General features: G+C 28.9%; 21 protein-coding genes. All 21 read left to right on the top strand.

Annotated features, from left to right (window positions below; translation table 11 throughout):
• Positions 1-114 precede the first annotated feature (114 nt).
• The 21 genes from rplU to FPD38_RS07550 all read left to right on the top strand — a co-directional run bounded on the left by rplU (position 115) and on the right by FPD38_RS07550 (position 15,740).
• Entirely contained in the window at positions 115-423 is a 309-nt protein-coding gene (gene rplU / locus FPD38_RS07650) for a 50S ribosomal protein L21 (RefSeq protein ID WP_133373841.1), read from the top strand.
• A gap of 10 nt (positions 424-433) precedes the next feature.
• Positions 434-688, top strand: coding sequence for a 50S ribosomal protein L27 (gene rpmA, locus FPD38_RS07645; RefSeq protein ID WP_039649045.1), 255 nt, complete (start codon positions 434-436; stop codon positions 686-688).
• An 89-nt stretch (positions 689-777) separates the two neighbouring features.
• The gene (gene obgE / locus FPD38_RS07640) at positions 778-1,818 is read left to right on the top strand and encodes a GTPase ObgE (RefSeq protein WP_147556161.1); all 1,041 of its coding nucleotides are present in this window, start codon (positions 778-780) and stop codon (positions 1,816-1,818) included.
• A 5-nt stretch (positions 1,819-1,823) separates the two neighbouring features.
• Positions 1,824-2,291, top strand: a complete 468-nt coding sequence (locus FPD38_RS07635) for a DUF6194 family protein (RefSeq protein WP_147556159.1) — start codon at positions 1,824-1,826, stop codon at positions 2,289-2,291.
• The gene (gene fmt / locus FPD38_RS07630; RefSeq protein WP_147556157.1) at positions 2,288-3,199 is read left to right on the top strand and encodes a methionyl-tRNA formyltransferase; all 912 of its coding nucleotides are present in this window, start codon (positions 2,288-2,290) and stop codon (positions 3,197-3,199) included. Before FPD38_RS07635 ends, fmt begins: the two co-directional genes overlap by 4 nt.
• Positions 3,180-3,815, top strand: coding sequence for a biotin--[acetyl-CoA-carboxylase] ligase (locus FPD38_RS07625; protein WP_147556155.1), 636 nt, complete (start codon positions 3,180-3,182; stop codon positions 3,813-3,815). Before fmt ends, FPD38_RS07625 begins: the two co-directional genes overlap by 20 nt.
• Complete coding sequence (locus FPD38_RS07620; RefSeq protein ID WP_147556153.1) at positions 3,812-4,594, top strand: ParA family protein; 783 nt, start codon at positions 3,812-3,814, stop codon at positions 4,592-4,594. Before FPD38_RS07625 ends, FPD38_RS07620 begins: the two co-directional genes overlap by 4 nt.
• Before the next feature lie 3 nt (positions 4,595-4,597).
• The gene (locus FPD38_RS07615; RefSeq protein WP_147556151.1) at positions 4,598-5,452 is read left to right on the top strand and encodes a ParB/RepB/Spo0J family partition protein; all 855 of its coding nucleotides are present in this window, start codon (positions 4,598-4,600) and stop codon (positions 5,450-5,452) included.
• A 63-nt stretch (positions 5,453-5,515) separates the two neighbouring features.
• Positions 5,516-5,941, top strand: coding sequence for a FoF1 ATP synthase subunit B' (locus tag FPD38_RS07610; RefSeq protein ID WP_147556149.1), 426 nt, complete (start codon positions 5,516-5,518; stop codon positions 5,939-5,941).
• Positions 5,942-5,950: 9 nt separating this feature from the next.
• Positions 5,951-6,457, top strand: a complete 507-nt coding sequence (locus FPD38_RS07605; protein ID WP_147556147.1) for a F0F1 ATP synthase subunit B — start codon at positions 5,951-5,953, stop codon at positions 6,455-6,457.
• The gene (locus tag FPD38_RS07600; RefSeq protein WP_147556145.1) at positions 6,457-6,978 is read left to right on the top strand and encodes a F0F1 ATP synthase subunit delta; all 522 of its coding nucleotides are present in this window, start codon (positions 6,457-6,459) and stop codon (positions 6,976-6,978) included. The genes FPD38_RS07605 and FPD38_RS07600 overlap by 1 nt, the downstream gene beginning before the upstream one ends.
• 9 nt (positions 6,979-6,987) lie before the next feature.
• On the top strand, positions 6,988-8,493 hold the full coding sequence (atpA, locus tag FPD38_RS07595; RefSeq protein WP_147556143.1) for a F0F1 ATP synthase subunit alpha: 1,506 nt from the start codon (positions 6,988-6,990) through the stop codon (positions 8,491-8,493).
• Positions 8,494-8,502: 9 nt separating this feature from the next.
• Positions 8,503-9,387: an ATP synthase F1 subunit gamma gene (gene atpG, locus FPD38_RS07590; protein ID WP_147556141.1), complete on the top strand. Its 885-nt coding sequence runs from the start codon at positions 8,503-8,505 to the stop codon at positions 9,385-9,387.
• Positions 9,388-9,401: 14 nt separating this feature from the next.
• A complete protein-coding gene (atpD, locus tag FPD38_RS07585; protein WP_147556139.1) occupies positions 9,402-10,856 on the top strand; it encodes a F0F1 ATP synthase subunit beta in 1,455 nt (484 codons plus the stop codon).
• A 3-nt stretch (positions 10,857-10,859) separates the two neighbouring features.
• Complete coding sequence (gene atpC / locus FPD38_RS07580) at positions 10,860-11,252, top strand: ATP synthase F1 subunit epsilon (RefSeq protein WP_039665036.1); 393 nt, start codon at positions 10,860-10,862, stop codon at positions 11,250-11,252.
• Positions 11,252-11,809 (top strand): MotA/TolQ/ExbB proton channel family protein, encoded by a 558-nt coding sequence (locus FPD38_RS07575; protein WP_147556137.1) that lies wholly within the window; start codon positions 11,252-11,254, stop codon positions 11,807-11,809. Before atpC ends, FPD38_RS07575 begins: the two co-directional genes overlap by 1 nt.
• A gap of 1 nt (position 11,810) precedes the next feature.
• Positions 11,811-12,200, top strand: a complete 390-nt coding sequence (locus FPD38_RS07570; RefSeq protein WP_147556135.1) for an ExbD/TolR family protein — start codon at positions 11,811-11,813, stop codon at positions 12,198-12,200.
• A 3-nt stretch (positions 12,201-12,203) separates the two neighbouring features.
• The gene (locus FPD38_RS07565) at positions 12,204-12,980 is read left to right on the top strand and encodes an energy transducer TonB (RefSeq protein ID WP_147556134.1); all 777 of its coding nucleotides are present in this window, start codon (positions 12,204-12,206) and stop codon (positions 12,978-12,980) included.
• Complete coding sequence (gene tolB / locus FPD38_RS07560) at positions 12,980-14,179, top strand: Tol-Pal system protein TolB (protein ID WP_147556132.1); 1,200 nt, start codon at positions 12,980-12,982, stop codon at positions 14,177-14,179. The genes FPD38_RS07565 and tolB overlap by 1 nt, the downstream gene beginning before the upstream one ends.
• Positions 14,180-14,240: 61 nt before the next feature.
• Complete coding sequence (locus FPD38_RS07555) at positions 14,241-14,726, top strand: OmpA family protein (RefSeq protein WP_147556130.1); 486 nt, start codon at positions 14,241-14,243, stop codon at positions 14,724-14,726.
• Positions 14,727-14,741: 15 nt separating this feature from the next.
• Entirely contained in the window at positions 14,742-15,740 is a 999-nt protein-coding gene (locus tag FPD38_RS07550) for a tetratricopeptide repeat protein (RefSeq protein ID WP_147556128.1), read from the top strand.
• Positions 15,741-15,742 lie beyond the last annotated feature (2 nt).

Raw genomic sequence — 15,742 nt, 5'->3', positions numbered from 1 at the left:
ATTTAAAATTATTTGAGTATAATCTCAAGTTTTAACCATTAGAGCTTTTTAAATTTATGTTTATACATAATGCTTTGTGGTGCTACCAAAATATATTTTAGAAAGGATAGCTGTATGTATGCTATTATAAAACACAGCGGGAAACAATACAGAGTAAGCCAAGGTGATGAGCTTAAACTAGATCGTTTTGAAGCTGAAGTAAAATCAAGCATTGAAGTAAGTGAAGTTCTTGCTGTATGCGATAAAGAATTAAAGGTAGGTGCGCCTTTTGTTGCGGGTGCAAAAGTTGTTTTGGAAGTGATAGTTCATGGAAAAGACAAAAAAGTTGTGATTTATAAAAAAAGACGCAGAAAAGATTCTAAATTAAAACGCGGTTTTAGAAGACAATTTACTCGTGTTAGAGTAGTAGATATTAAAGCTTAAGGAGTAAAGAATGGCACACAAGAAAGGTCAAGGTTCAACTCAGAATAATCGCGATTCTATAGGTCGTCGTTTAGGTGTTAAAAAATTTGGTGGTGAATTTGTTCGTGCTGGAAATATAATCATCCGCCAAAGAGGAACAGCAACTCATGCTGGAAATAATGTAGGTATAGGAAAAGATCATACAATTTTTGCTTTAATTGATGGTTTTGTAAAATTCGAAAGAAAAGATAAAAATAGAAAAAAAGTTTCTGTTTATCCTGCATAATTTCAAGGCTACTTTGTAGCCTTTCTTCTTAAACCTCATATATTAAAAAAATATAATATCATTTTTAAAAAATTAAATTTGGTGAAAATATGTTTATAGATAATGTTAAATTGATTTTGAGTTCAGGAAATGGTGGCAAAGGTGCTGTTAGTTTTCGCCGTGAAAAACATGTCCCGCTCGGTGGTCCTGATGGTGGAGATGGTGGAGATGGTGGGAGTGTTTATTTTATATGTGATAACAATACTCATACATTAGCACATTTTAAAGGCAAAAAAGAATTAAAAGCTCAAAATGGTTACCCAGGACTTGGGCGTAATAAAAATGGCAAACGTGGAGAAAATTTAGAACTTATAGTCCCACAAGGTACTCAAGTTATTGATGCTCAAAGTGGAGAAGTTTTGCTTGATATGCTTGTAGAGGGGCAAAAAGAATTATTTTTAAAAGGTGGCAAAGGCGGTCTTGGCAATACCCATTTTAAAAATTCAACCAATCAACGTCCAGACTATGCTCAGCCAGGTGTAGCAGGTAAAACTATCAATGTGTGTTTAGAATTAAAACTTATAGCCGATGTTGGTTTGGTTGGTTTTCCAAATGTAGGAAAATCCACACTCATAAGTGTAGTATCTAATGCTCGTCCTGAAATAGCTAATTATGAATTTACTACTTTAACTCCAAAACTTGGTATGGTCGAAGTTGATGATTATAATTCTTTTGTGATGGCTGATATTCCAGGTATTATAGAAGGAGCAAGTGGTGGAAAAGGCTTAGGACTTGAGTTTTTAAGACATATAGAAAGAACTTCATTTTTACTTTTTGTTTTAGATCCTTTAAGGGAAATGAGCTTGAAAGAACAATTTTGCATTTTAAGAAAGGAATTGGAAAAATTTTCAAACAAACTTTATGCAAGAAATTTTGGAATAATGCTTTCAAAAAGCGATAGTGTAAATTTAGGCGAAGAATTTGCAAAAAAAATTGAAGATGAATTTAATAAACTTACTTCGTATTTAAATGAACTTAATAATCCTCAAAGCTTTTTCATTAAGGTTTCGAGTCTTGAAAAAACAGGCTTAAAAGAGCTTAAATTTATGCTTTTGGAAGAAGTTAAAAAGATCAGAAGTCAAAATAATTAATTCCAATGAAAGAAAATTTAAGTATAGATTTTATCCAAGAATATATCAAGTCTAATTTTAAAGGCTTGGTATATAAATTTACTTATAAAGAACATAGCTTTTTTTATAATCCCGATAAAGTTTTAAAAAATGGAGTTTATTTTTGTACTATTAAAGAAAATGATGGCATAAATGATAAAGCTTCAAATTTAAATAGAGAAGGTGTGTTTCGTTTAAGTTGTTCTCTTTGTGATCAAGACTATCAAAAACTTTTTGGTCAAAAACCTAAAAAAGCTTTAAAGGGTGAGATTGTTAATTTAAATTATGATTTTTCTAAACTTGATTTTATTATGCCTCATCCAATTTATGCTTATATGGGATATATTTGTATTAATAACCCTTCTAGAAAAAATTTTGAAATTTTCAAAGATTATCTTGAGCTTTCATATCAAAAAGCTATAAAAACTTACCAAAAAAGGATGATGATATTGTGAAAAATATTATTTTTATGGGAACTCCTTCTTATGCTACTTGTATTTTAAAAGAGTTGATAAAAGAAGGTTTTAATATACAAGCTTTATTTACTCAAAGTGATAAACCTGTTGGTAGAAAACAAATTTTAACCCCAAGTGATACTAAAAAATTTGTTTTAGAAAATAATTTACATATAGAAATTTTCACTCCAAAAAGCTTAAAAGATGAAAATATAATCAATGGAATAAAAAGCTTAAAACCTGACTTTATAGTTGTTGCTGCTTATGGTAAAATTTTACCAAAAGAAATTTTAGATATTGCTCCTTGCATAAATTTACATGCTTCTTTGCTTCCTAAGTATCGTGGTGCTTCTCCTATACAAAGTGCTATTTTAAATGCAGATAAGATTAGTGGGGTTTGTTCTATGCTTATGGAAGAAGGGCTTGATAGCGGAGCTGTTTTAGAAAGTGTAGAATTTAATATAGAAGGTAAAAAATCAAATGAAATTTTTGATATTTTTTCAAATTTAGCAGCAAGACTTTGTGTTAGTACTTTAAATAATTTTTTTAAAATAACTCCTAAAATTCAAGATGAAAGCAAAGTCAGTTTTTGCAAAAAAATAAAAAAAGAAGATGGTCTTATAGCACTTAATGAAGCAAGTGTTGTTTATCAAAAATTTTTAGCTTTTTATCCTTGGCCAGGAATTTTTTTAAAAAATGGATTGAAATTTTTAGATATTGAACTTTTTGATAAAGATAGCTTACAAGAAAGTGGAAAAATTTTAAATATAGAAAATGATGGATTTTTATTAGCTTGTAATAAGGGTGTTTTAAAGATAAAAATTTTACAAGAAAGTGGAAAAAAAGCACTAGATGGTAAAACTTATTTAAATGGCAAAAGGTTAAAAATTGGAGATAGTTTATTTTGAAGAATTAGAATCTACTCAAAAATATTTATGTGAAAAAATAAAAAATAATGAAATAAATACAAACACAGTAATAATAGCAAACAAACAAACAAATGGTATAGGAAGTAGAGAAAATTCTTGGCAGAGCAAGGAAGGAAATTTGCATTTTTCTTTTTGTTTAAAAATAGATGATTTGCCAAAAGACTTGCCTTTGGCATCTTGTAGTATTTATTTTGCTTTTTTAATGAAAGAAATTTTAAGCAAAAATGGCTCTAAAATTTGGCTTAAATGGCCAAATGATTTTTATATAGATGGTAAAAAAATTGGTGGATTGATGAGTTCTAAAATAAATGATTTTTTAGTAGTAGGATTAGGACTTAATTTAGTTTATGCACCTTGTAAAGCACAAGTATTAGATATTAAAGTAGATATTACAGAACTTTTAAAAGAATATTTTACATCTATACAAAAGAACCAATCATGGAAGAATATTTTTAGCAAGTATATGTTAGAATTTGAAAAATCAAGGAAATTTTTTATACATTATGATGGTAAAATTTTATCTTTAGATGATGCTTTATTGTATAAAGATGGTTCGATATTATTAGATAATAAAAGGATATATAGTTTAAGATGAGTGAGATAATAACTATAGCAAATCAAAAAGGTGGAGTTGGTAAAACGACAACAGCTATAAATTTAGCAGCTTCATTAGCCGTAGCTGAAAAAAAAGTACTTTTAATAGACATTGATCCACAAGCTAATGCCACTACAGGACTTGGTTTTAATAGAAGCAATTATGAATATAATATTTATCATGTTTTTATAGGTAGAAAAAAACTTTCAGAAATTATTTTGAAAACAGAATTATCTCAGCTTTTTTTAGCTCCTTCAAATATTTCTTTAGTTGGGATAGAACAAGAAGTTGTAAAAGAAAATGGAGAATATAGAACCATTTTAAGAGAAAAATTAAAAGAGATTTCTAGTGAATATGATTTTATCATTATAGATTCTCCTCCAGCTCTTGGAAGTATTACTGTAAATGCTTTTGCCGCTAGTGATAGTGTTATCATCCCTATACAATGTGAATTTTATGCATTAGAAGGTGTTGCTATGGTTTTAAATACCATTAAATTTGTAAAAAAAACCATTAATCCTAAGCTAAAAATCAAAGGTTTTCTACCTACAATGTATAGCTCTCAAAATAATCTTTCAAAAGACACTGTTGAAGATTTAAAGCAAAATTTTAAACAAAAACTATTTAAAATTGGTGAAAAAGAAGATGATTTTATCATTATTCCAAGAAATGTTAAATTAGCTGAAAGTCCAAGCTATGGTAAGCCTATCATACTTTATGATATAAAATCACCAGGTTCTTTGGCTTATCAAAATTTAGCTCAATCAATATTAGGATAATTTATGGCAAAAAAAAGTGCTTTAGGTAGAGGTTTAAGTAGTATTTTAGCAGATATTGATGAGGTTTATGAAAAAGAACTTGGCTCAAGCGATAATAAAATAGAAGAAATAGATATAGATCTTATTACTCCAAATCCATACCAACCAAGAAAAAAATTTGATAATCAAGCCTTAGAAGAACTTGCAAATTCCATCAAAGAATATGGCTTAATACAACCTATTGTGGTATTAAAAAAAGATGAATTTTCTTATGTATTGATCGCTGGTGAGAGAAGATATAGAGCTTGTAAGCTTTTAAATAAAGGAGAGATTAGAGCAATTATTCTTAATGTTGAGGATATTAAATTGAGAGAATTAGCTCTGATAGAAAACATACAAAGAGAAAATTTAAACCCTATCGAATTAGCTCATTCTTATAAAGAACTTTTAGATATTCATAATATTACCCAAGAAAAACTTTCAGATATCATCCATAAATCAAGATCGCAAATTGCCAATACTTTAAGATTATTAAATTTAAATGATAATACGCAAAATCTTATCATAGAAGGTAAGCTTTCACAAGGTCATGCAAAGGTTTTAGTAGGACTTGATAAAGAAGATGAAAAAACTATTGTAGATACTATCATTGGTCAAAAATTAAATGTAAGAGATACTGAAAAATTAATTAAAAATTTTAAAAATTCCAATTTTAATGAAAAATCTGAAAAAAATTTATCTCAAATAAATCCAATGCTTCAAAATCTACATACTAAATTTTTATCTCTTGGCTTTAAATCTTGTATCAAAAATTCAAAAATTATTATTAGTTTTGATGATGAGGCAAAGATTAAAAAGTTATTGCAAATCCTAGATTAAATATGTTTTTAGGATTTATTTGATATAATTACGACTTTTATTTAGAGAATTTTAGGAGTATTAATGTTTGATGATGTCCATTTTTCTATTATGATTGCTACAGGAGTAATTTTTTTACTTATGATAGTAATTTTAAATTCAATACTTTATAAGCCTTTGATTGCTTTTATGGACTCTAGAGATTTAGAGATTAAAAGCAATGAAGAAAAAATGAAAAAAAATTCCGATGATGTATCCAATGTAGAATTCGAACTTGAAAAAATTCATAATCAAACTAGAGATGAAATTAATCAAATAAAACAAAAAGCTATAGAAGAAGCAAAACTAAAACAAGAAAAAGAAATTACAAATAAAAAGAAAGAAATAGAAGAGCAAATGGGTGTTTTTTTAAAAAGCTTAAAAGAAAAAGAAAAAGAGCTTAAAGAAGAGATGCGTTTAAAAATGCCTGAATTTAAACAAAGTTTTCAAAATAGTTTGAGTAAAATTTAAAGGATTTTAATGAAAAAAACTTTATTGCTTGTCCTTCCTTTTTATGTTTTTGGTGCTGAAAGTGGGAGTGGGGATTATGATATTTTGCCAAGAACAGTAAATTTTATTTTATTTGCGGCTATATTGTATTATTTTATTGCTACTCCCTTGAAAAAATTTTATAATGATAGAATTTATAAAATTTCTTCTAAAATGAATGAAATTCAAGAAAAGCTTATCGCAAGTAAAAATTTAAAATTAGAAATGATGAAAAAATTAGATTTAGCTAAACAAGAATCTGCTAATGCACTTGCATTAGCAAAAAAAGAGGCGGAGATATTGGTTAGAAAAATTGAAATAGAAACTAAAGCAGAAATTGAAGTTTTAGAAAAATCATTTCAAGAACATAAAGAATATGAAATGAGAAAAATGGAACAAAGTGTTGCGAGCTCAGTTTTAGATGAAATTTTCAAGGATGAAAAATTACATTTGCAACAAAAAGAAATTCTTAACATTATGATGAAAAAGGTATCTTAATGGATAATACTATAGCAAAAATTTATGCTAAAGCTATTTTAGATAGAGGTGATTTTGATGAATTTTATTCTAATTTATTAGATCTTGCCTCTGCTTTTGGGGTGTCAAAATTTGTTGATATTTTAAATTCGTATGATATAAAACAAGAACAAAAATTAGAATTTTTACTTTCTTTGTTGGATAATCCTAGTCAAGAATTTAAAAATTTTATAGCATTAGTTGTAATTAATTCTAGAGAAAATTTAATTCCTAATATAGTAGAAGAATTGAGCAAACAAAAGGCTTTAAAAGAAAATATGTTTTTAGGTTGTATTCATTCTAAAGAAATTTTGACCGAAGATGAGATTAAAAATTTAGAAGATAAATTAAGTCAAAGATTTAATGCAAAGATTAGATTAGAAAGTAAAATAGGAATTAATGATGGTGTAAAGATTAGCTTAGAAGGTTTGGGTTATGAGATTTCATTCTCAATGCAAAATTTAAAAGTTAAAATGAGTGAATATATATTAAAAGCAATTTAAGGAGAGTTGATGAAATTTAAAGCAGATGAAATTAGTTCTATTATCAAAGAAAGAATAGAAAAATTTGACTTTAATTTAGAAATAGAAGAAACTGGTAAAATCATTTCGGTAGCAGATGGTGTTGCTAAGGTTTATGGCCTTAAAAATGCTATGGCTGGAGAAATGGTTGAATTTGAAAATGGCGAAAAAGGTATGGTTCTTAATCTTGAAGAATCAAGCGTGGGTATTGTTGTTTTAGGAAAAGGTTTAGGGCTTAAAGAAGGTAGTTCAGTTAAAAGACTTAAAAAGCTTTTAAAAGTACCTGTTGGTGATGCTTTGATTGGTCGTGTTGTAAATGCTTTAGGTGAACCAATTGATGCAAAAGGAGTTATCGAAGCTAGTGAATATCGTTTTGTAGAAGAAAAAGCAAAAGGTATTATGGCTAGAAAAAGTGTTCATGAGCCATTGCAAACTGGTATTAAAGCTATAGATGCTTTAGTGCCAATTGGAAGAGGTCAAAGAGAGCTAATCATAGGCGATAGACAAACTGGCAAAACAACGGTTGCTATTGATACAATTATTAGTCAAAAAGGTAAAGATGTTATTTGTATTTATGTAGCAATAGGTCAAAAACAAAGCACTGTTGCTCAAGTTGTTAAAAAACTTGAAGAATATGGTGCTATGGAATATAGTATAGTAGTAAATGCTGGTGCATCTGATCCTGCAGCATTGCAATATTTAGCTCCATACACTGGTGTAACCATGGGGGAATATTTTAGAGATAATTCAAGACATGCATTGATTGTTTATGATGATTTAAGCAAACATGCTGTAGCATATCGTGAAATGTCTTTAATTTTACGCCGTCCTCCAGGTCGTGAAGCATATCCAGGTGATGTTTTTTATCTTCACTCAAGATTACTAGAAAGAGCTAGCAAATTAAGTGATGAATTGGGTGCAGGAAGTTTAACAGCATTGCCTATTATAGAAACTCAAGCAGGAGATGTTTCAGCTTATATTCCTACAAATGTTATCTCTATCACCGATGGTCAAATTTTCTTAGAAACTGATTTATTTAATTCAGGTATTCGTCCAGCTATTAATGTGGGTTTATCTGTATCTCGTGTTGGAGGTGCAGCTCAAATTAAAGCTACTAAGCAAGTTTCTGGTACATTAAGACTTGATTTGGCTCAATATAGAGAATTACAAGCTTTTGCACAGTTTGCAAGTGATTTGGATGAAGCAAGTAGAAAACAACTTGAGCGCGGCCAAAGAATGGTTGAAGTTTTAAAACAACCTCCATATTCACCACTTTCTGCAGAAAATCAAGTAGTGATAATTTATGCTGGCACTAAAGGTTATTTGGATGATGTAGCAGTTTCAAAGATTGGGGAATTTGAAGCAGCGTTGTATCCCTTTATTGAAGCTAAATATCCAGAAATATTTGAGCAAATTAGAACTAAAAAAGCTTTAGATAAAGATTTAGAAGAAAAATTGGCTAAAGCGTTGAGTGAGTTTAAAGCAAACCATATATAAGGTCTTTTGATGTCTAATTTGAAAGAAATAAAAAGAAAAATTAAGAGTGTTCATAATACTCAAAAAACTACCAATGCGATGAAGCTTGTTTCTACTGCCAAGCTTAGAAAGGCAGAAGAAGCAGCTAAAAAGTCAAAGGTATTTGCTCAAAAAATTGATGAAGTTTTGTCTGAAATAGCTTTTAAAATAAATCAATATCAAGATCTTGATGATAAACTTCCATTTTTTAGAAAAAAAGATAATGTAGAAAAAATGGATATTATATTTGTAACTGCTGATAAGGGTCTTTGTGGTGGTTTTAATGTAAAAACTATTAAAGCAGTTAATGAGATGCTTGAAGAATGTAAGATTAAAAAAATAAAAGTAAGACTAAGAGCCATTGGAAAAACAGGTATAGAATATTTTAATTTTCAAAATATAGAAATTTTAGAAAAATATTTGGATACAAGTTCTAGTCCAGATTATGATAAAGCATGTGCTATTATCCATAGTGCCGTTGAAGATTTTGTACAAGGTTTAAGTGATAAGGTAGTGATCGTTCATAATGGTTATAAAAATATGATTTCTCAAGAACTTCAAATAAATGAATTATTACCAGTTACAGCTATCGTAACTAAAGAAGAAGAAAAGTCAGATTCATTGCTTGAGTTGGAGCCAGAAGATGGTGAGATTTTAAATGATTTATTAAAAACATATTTTGAATATAATATGTATTTTGCTTTAGTAGATTCTTTAGCTGCTGAACATAGTGCAAGAATGCAAGCAATGGATAATGCTACTAATAATGCCAAAGCTAGGGTAAAACAGCTTAATTTAGCTTATAACAAGGCTAGACAAGAATCTATTACCACTGAACTGATAGAAATTATCAGTGGTGTTGAATCGATGAAATAAATTTAGGAGTGATAATGCAAGGTTTTATTTCTCAGGTTTTAGGACCGGTTGTTGATGTAGAATTTAAAGATTATTTACCTCAAATCAATGAGGCTATTATTGTAAATTATGAGTTAGAAGGAAAAGAGTGCAAGTTAATTCTTGAAGTGGCTGCACATTTAGGCGATAACAAAGTAAGAGCTATTGCTATGGATATGACAGATGGTTTAGTAAGAGGATTATCAGCACAAGCAACAGGAAACCCAATTAGTGTTCCGGTTGGAGAAAAAGTTTTAGGTAGAATTTTTAATGTTACAGGTGATTTAATAGATGAGGGTGAAGCTGTAAATTTTGACAAACATTGGTCAATTCATAGAGATCCTCCTCCATTTGAAGAGCAAAGCACAAAAAGTGAAATTTTTGAAACAGGTATTAAGGTTGTGGATTTATTAGCACCTTATGCTAAGGGTGGTAAAGTAGGTTTATTTGGTGGTGCAGGTGTTGGTAAAACCGTTATTATAATGGAATTGATACACAATGTCGCTTTTAAACATAGTGGATATTCTGTATTTGCAGGAGTTGGCGAAAGAACTCGTGAAGGAAATGACCTTTATAATGAAATGAAAGAAAGTAATGTTTTAGATAAAGTTGCTTTATGTTATGGACAGATGAATGAACCACCAGGGGCTAGAAATCGTATAGCTTTAACAGGTTTGACTATGGCTGAATATTTTAGAGATGAGATGGGTCTTGATGTATTGATGTTTATAGACAATATATTTAGATTTTCTCAATCAGGTTCAGAAATGTCAGCGCTTTTAGGTAGAATTCCTTCAGCTGTTGGTTATCAACCAACTTTAGCTAGCGAAATGGGTAAATTCCAAGAAAGAATTACTTCTACAAAAAAAGGTTCTATAACTTCAGTTCAAGCAGTTTATGTTCCAGCAGATGACTTAACAGACCCTGCTCCTGCTACTGTTTTTGCGCATTTAGATGCTACAACTGTTTTAAATAGATCTATAGCTGAAAAAGGTATTTATCCTGCTGTTGATCCACTTGATTCTACTTCAAGAATGCTTGATCCTCAAATCATAGGAGAAGAACATTACAAAGTAGCACGCGGTGTTCAATCAGTGCTTCAAAAATATAAAGATTTACAAGATATTATAGCTATTTTAGGTATGGATGAACTAAGTGAAGAAGATAAGCTAATAGTTGAAAGAGCTAGAAAAATAGAAAAATTCTTATCTCAACCATTCTTTGTCGCTGAAGTATTTACGGGAAGTCCAGGTAAATATATCACTTTAGAAGATACAATAGCAGGTTTTAAAGGTATTTTAGAAGGTAAATATGATGATGTACCAGAAAATGCATTCTATATGGTTGGAAATATAGATGAAGTCATAGCAAAGGCTGAAACTTTAAAAGAAGTTAGCAGAAAAGATGTTTGCTTGGATAATTGCAAAGTAGATAAGGCTAAAAAAGGTTAATTTATGAAAGATCTAATATCTTTAGAAATAGTTACTCCTGTTGGGGTAATTTATAAAGATGAAGTAAAGCTCGTTGTTTTGCCAGGAAGTGAAGGAGAATTTGGAGTATTAAAAGGACACGCTTCTTTAATATCATCTTTAAAAGCAGGTGTTATAGATGTTGAAACGGCAAATTCTACCCATGAATTAATTGCGATTGACTCAGGACATGTTAAAGTTTCTGAAACAAAAGTAAGTGTTCTTGCTAAAGGTGCTGTTTGGGTTGGTGGAAATAGCGATAGCGAAATAGCAAAAAAACTTAATGAAGCAAAAGAACTCATTAAATCAATGAGTAGTGATAATGCAGCTTTAGCTTCTACTTTTGCTAAAATGGATAATAATGTAAGGCAAAAATAGTGGATTTTCAAGCAATTTTTCATTTTTTTGGAAACACAAGCTTAATTACTTATATAGTATTAGCTTGGCTTTCTGTGTATTTTATACTTAGTTTTACTATTTTGTTTTCAAGATTAATGACTATAAATAATTGGATACAAAATGAGTCTCAAGCACTTAAAGCTTTGATGGGAGGTGAAAAAGATTTAAGTCAAAGTGCCTCTATTTTAAAAAAATGTATTGAAATAGATGAAGCTAAAATGAATATTTATAAAAATTCTTTAGAAAAAAAAGCTTCTATAGGTTTAACATGGCTTAGTATTGTAGCTTCTACCTCTCCTTTTATAGGTCTTTTTGGAACAGTCATTTCTATACTTGAGACCTTTGGAGGATTAGAAGTTCAAAATTCTTTAAGTATTATTGCGCCAAAAATTAGTGAAGCTTTAGTGGCGACTGGATGTGGAATTTTAGTGGCTATTCCTGCTTATAGTTTTCATTTAATAATTAAGCGTAAAGCCTACGAATTGATAAATATATTAGATAGTGAGATTAAGTTATTAGTTAGTACAAAGGCTTAAGGTGAAATTTTTAGAAGAAAAACCTGAATTAAATATCACTCCTTTGGTGGATATTATGCTTGTTTTACTTGCTATACTTATGGTTACTGCACCGAGTGTGACTTATGAGGAAAAAGTTCAACTTCCTCAAGGTTCTCAAAAAAATTCTAGTGCTCCAAATTTAAAAAGTTTAATTATTACCATCAATGCTAAAAAAGAAATTTTTATTGGTAACAATAAATTTGATTTTTTGAGTTTTGCTGATAATATTAATGCCTTAAAAGCTCAGTATGATACTAATGAAATAGTATTTATAAGAGCAGATAAGAATTTAAAATATGATGATGTGATGAGTGTTTTAAGAACTATGAAACATATAGGTTTTCATAAGGTTGCATTACAAACTGAGTAAAATATGCAAGAGCATTCTGAATACACTACTAGATCTTTAATTTATGCTATTTTGATTTATTTTAGTGTTGTTTTTTTAGTATTTTTTAAAATAGTACAATACAAGCCACAAGCTTTGGAATATACTGATGATCCAAATAGTTTTATCAATATAGAATTAGGAGATAATGTTAATACAAATCCTTTATCAACACTACAAGAAGCGCAAAAAGAATCTTTGCAAGATCTTTTTGAAAAAAATATAGTACAAAAATATACTACTAATAAAAATGTTAAAACCCAAGATGTAGAGCAACAAGCAAGTAAATTTAATGAATTATTCGGAGATTTAGAAGATTATCAAGAAGAAAAAACAACTAAAGTTCAATCTTCAATGCCTTCGAAACAACCTGTATTTTCTAAAAGAGAGCAAATTTCAGATTTTTCTAAACAACTTAATAAAAGCTTACAGAATAATCAAGAATTGGGTCAGTCTTTAATAGAGCAAAAAGTTGGAATTTATGATCAGTTTTTAGGAGCTGTTAGAAAATATCTTGAAGAAAGATGGAGAGTATATAATCCAAGTGGAAATTTAAGTATAGATGTTGAATTTATTATCGATAATAATGGATGTTTTCATCTGGTTAATTCTTCTAAATCATTTAGCGAAAATTTTGACACAAAAGCACAAGAATTTTTAAAAAATTTAGAAGGAAAATATATAACTTTACCTCCAAATGGTAAAATACGACAAATTAAAATGAAACTTAGTGATGTAATTGAATTTAATACGGAGAAATAATGAAAAAGATATTAGTTTTTTTATTTTTTTGCACTATTTTATTTGGAGAAGATGCAACTATATCTGTTATCAATAAAGGTATGCAATTACCAAAAATTTATATTAAAGATCAGTCTAGTTTAACAGATTTAGATCTTAAAAAAAGTTTTTATAATATGCTTGTAAATGATATTAAAGTGAGTGCAAATTTTGAAGTAGTCGAAGAAGAGGCTAAAGGAGATTATGTATTTTCTTACATTTTAAATAAAAATGGAAAGCTTTTAGATATTGATGTTGAAGTTTTAGCTGGAAAAGAAAGTAAAGCAAGATTTTATGAACAAATTTTATCAATAGAAGAGTATCCATTTTTAGCACATAAGAGTATCGCTCAAATGAATAAAAAACTAGGTTTTTCTCCTGTTGATTGGATGGATCATAAAATTTTAATAGCGAGAACTCAAGGTAGCAAACAAAGTGATATTTTGCTTGCAGATTATACATTAACCTATCAAAAGGTTTTGATATCTAAAGGCTTAAATTTATTTCCTAAATGGGCAAATAAAGAGCAAGATGCATTTTATTTTACTGCATATGATGATGAAATTCCAACTTTATATAAATATAATATGAAAAATAAAAGTACTACAAAAATCATAGCAAGTAAAGGCATGATAGTAGCTTCTGATGTAAGTGATGATGGTAAAAAAATTCTTCTTACTATGGCTCCAAAAGATCAACCTGATGTGTATTTATATGATACAAATACAAAAAATTATCATCAGCTTACAAATTATTCTGGTATAGATGTAAATGGAAATTTTGTCGATGGAGATCAAAAAATAGTATTTATATCAGATCGTTTAGGTTATCCAAATATTTTTATGCAAGATTTAGGGACAAATATTACAGAGCAAGTTGTGTTTCACGGAAAAAATAATTCTTCAGTTTCTACTTATAAAAATTATATAGTTTATTCTAGCAGAGAGGCAAATCAAAGCGGAGTTTTTAATCTTTATTTAATGTCAACTCAAAGTGATTATATACGCCAACTTACGGCAAATGGAAAAAATTTATTTCCTAGATTTTCAAGTGATGGTGAAAGTATAGTTTTTATAAAGTATTTGGGTTCTCAAAGTGCTTTAGGTGTGATAAGAATTAAAGCTAATAAAGCTTTTTATTACGGGTTAAAAGTTGGTAAAATTCAATCAATTGATTGGTAAAATATCAAAATGATATTTTTTTTGTTATAATTAGCAAGATTTTATTAAATAAGGAGAGGTAATGAAAAAAATCATTTTTGCTTCAATCACTGCTTTTGCTGTAATTGTAAGTGGATGTGCTACAAAAAATACAACTGTAAGCAGTTCAAGTAGTGTAGATGGTTCTAAGGGAAGCGGTGGATCGGATAGATTTGAAAGTTTAGAGTCTTTAAATTCCATTTCTAATGTTTATTTTGATTTTGATAAATTTAATGTTAGAAGTGATATGCAAAAAGTTGTAGTAAATAATGCTAAAATTTTTAATAGCGAGGCTATAAATTCTGCTATCGTTGTTGAAGGAAACTGCGATGAGTGGGGTACTGATGAATATAATCAAGCTCTTGGATTAAAAAGAGCAAAAGCTGTAAAAGAATCTTTAGTAGCTCAAGGTGTTAATGCTGATAGAATTAGTGTTAAAAGCTATGGAGAAACCAATCCTGTATGTACTGAAAGAACAAAAGCTTGCGACGCTCAAAATCGTCGTGCTGAATTTAAAATAGCAAAATAATTTTTTAATCAAAATATGAAATTTAAATTATTTTCAGTAGCTCTTTTAGGAGCTACTTTTTTACATGCTGAAATTTCAGCTTTTGACGCAGGAAAAGTAGATAGCAAAACACCTTATGGTTTAACTCAAAATGAAAAGCTTCAATATGAAAACCAAGAACGCTTAAGAGTATTAAACGAGTATTATACAAATTTAACCAACAAGCTTAATACAGCAGCGGAAAATATAGAAGGCTTACAAAGTGTTACTGAAGGCTTAAATGCTCAGTATTCTAAAGCAAATACTAGATTGCTTTCTTTAGAAGAAAGTCATCAAAATTTAGATTCTAATGTCACTCAAGAGATACAAAATTTAAGAGCTTATATAGAAGAAAGTAGAAAAATTCAAGAAAAAAATTATCAAGAAATTCAAAAAATTTTAAGCGAAATGACTGCAGTGGTAAATAAAATCAATGCAGATTATGTTTCTCAAAGTGATATGAATCAAAGTATAATGTTTTTTCAGTCTGAAATTTCAAAAGTCCAACAAGACAATAAAACATCTTTAAAACCATTGATTATCAATGATAACAACAAAACTCAGATAAATCAAGAATTAAACACTACTGATGATAATGCAACTCAAGAAGTAGTTAAAATCAAAGATGATAATTGGAAAAAATTACAATCAAATGAAATTTTAAAGAAAGCAATTGATGAAGTAAATAAAAATCAATTTGATGATGCAAAAGAAAAATTTGAGTACTTAATAAGCATCCATTATAAACCTGCTAGATCTACTTTTTGGTTGGGTGAAATTCAATACAAACAGCAAGATTATGCGGGTGCATTAGGGTTTTATAAAAAGAGTTCAGCTATAAGCACTAAAGGTGATTATGTGCCAAAATTACTTTATCATACGGCAATTAGTTTAGATAAAGTTGGAGATACAAAATCGGCAAATAAATTTTATAAAGCTTTAAAAACGGCTTATCCAGATAGTCCCGAGGCAAAAGCTTCACCAGATAGAAAATAAAC

Source organism: Campylobacter volucris, from assembly GCF_008011665.1.
Classification (GTDB): Bacteria; Campylobacterota; Campylobacteria; order Campylobacterales; family Campylobacteraceae; genus Campylobacter_D; species Campylobacter_D volucris_A.
This window is presented reverse-complemented; position numbering and strand designations above follow the sequence as displayed.

Bases quoted from the DNA above. Each gene is read 5' to 3' on its own strand.
- rplU (WP_133373841.1), top strand. From the start codon at position 115: ATGTATGCTATTATAAAACACAGCGGGAAACAATACAGAGTAAGCCAA.
- rpmA (WP_039649045.1), top strand. From the start codon at position 434: ATGGCACACAAGAAAGGTCAAGGTTCAACTCAGAATAATCGCGATTCT.
- obgE (WP_147556161.1), top strand. From the start codon at position 778: ATGTTTATAGATAATGTTAAATTGATTTTGAGTTCAGGAAATGGTGGC.
- FPD38_RS07635 (WP_147556159.1), top strand. From the start codon at position 1,824: ATGAAAGAAAATTTAAGTATAGATTTTATCCAAGAATATATCAAGTCT.
- FPD38_RS07620 (WP_147556153.1), top strand. From the start codon at position 3,812: ATGAGTGAGATAATAACTATAGCAAATCAAAAAGGTGGAGTTGGTAAA.
- FPD38_RS07615 (WP_147556151.1), top strand. From the start codon at position 4,598: ATGGCAAAAAAAAGTGCTTTAGGTAGAGGTTTAAGTAGTATTTTAGCA.
- FPD38_RS07610 (WP_147556149.1), top strand. From the start codon at position 5,516: ATGTTTGATGATGTCCATTTTTCTATTATGATTGCTACAGGAGTAATT.
- FPD38_RS07605 (WP_147556147.1), top strand. From the start codon at position 5,951: ATGAAAAAAACTTTATTGCTTGTCCTTCCTTTTTATGTTTTTGGTGCT.
- FPD38_RS07600 (WP_147556145.1), top strand. From the start codon at position 6,457: ATGGATAATACTATAGCAAAAATTTATGCTAAAGCTATTTTAGATAGA.
- atpA (WP_147556143.1), top strand. From the start codon at position 6,988: ATGAAATTTAAAGCAGATGAAATTAGTTCTATTATCAAAGAAAGAATA.
- atpG (WP_147556141.1), top strand. From the start codon at position 8,503: ATGTCTAATTTGAAAGAAATAAAAAGAAAAATTAAGAGTGTTCATAAT.
- atpD (WP_147556139.1), top strand. From the start codon at position 9,402: ATGCAAGGTTTTATTTCTCAGGTTTTAGGACCGGTTGTTGATGTAGAA.
- atpC (WP_039665036.1), top strand. From the start codon at position 10,860: ATGAAAGATCTAATATCTTTAGAAATAGTTACTCCTGTTGGGGTAATT.
- FPD38_RS07565 (WP_147556134.1), top strand. From the start codon at position 12,204: ATGCAAGAGCATTCTGAATACACTACTAGATCTTTAATTTATGCTATT.
- tolB (WP_147556132.1), top strand. From the start codon at position 12,980: ATGAAAAAGATATTAGTTTTTTTATTTTTTTGCACTATTTTATTTGGA.
- FPD38_RS07555 (WP_147556130.1), top strand. From the start codon at position 14,241: ATGAAAAAAATCATTTTTGCTTCAATCACTGCTTTTGCTGTAATTGTA.
- FPD38_RS07550 (WP_147556128.1), top strand. From the start codon at position 14,742: ATGAAATTTAAATTATTTTCAGTAGCTCTTTTAGGAGCTACTTTTTTA.